General features: G+C 68.4%; 1 pseudogene. It reads left to right on the forward strand.

Going from position 1 to position 449, the window contains the following annotated elements:
* Nucleotides 1-293: 293 nt before the first annotated feature.
* A pseudogene (locus TN53_RS42405) lies at nt 294-449 on the forward strand (transcriptional regulator); the annotation flags it as partial.

Raw genomic sequence — 449 nt, forward strand, 5'->3', positions numbered from 1 at the left:
GGTGCATGGGGGCGTCCGGTACCTGCCTCCACGGGGCCGGACACGAACGTCCGGCTCGGGCCGGGTGGAGGAGAGGCAAAGCAGAGCGGATGGCCCGCTCTTCTGGCGCGCGTCCGCGTCTCGGCGACCGGGACGAGCGGATGGCCGCCGAGGGCTTCGATCTCCGTCATGGCCCCGGATCGGCAACGGAGTCGGGGTGCTTCGGCGGAAGGTCTCGCGCGCCGGACAGCAGATCCCGGAAGGCCCGTGGAATCCCCTTGCGCAATGGTCAAGAATCGTTGACCATTGCTCGCATGCCTACCGATGACCTTCCTGAGACGTTTCACGTCACCACGGACGACCAGCTGCGCGCCGTCTCCAATCTCACCCGCCACCGGATCATGGCCGCGCTCCGCTTCGAGCCCGCGACGATCACGCAGATCGCCGAGCGGGTGGGCATTGCCAAGGGG

Origin of the sequence: Streptomyces sp. WM6386, assembly GCF_000972385.1 — a bacterium.
Lineage (GTDB): Bacteria > Actinomycetota > Actinomycetes > Streptomycetales > Streptomycetaceae > Streptomyces.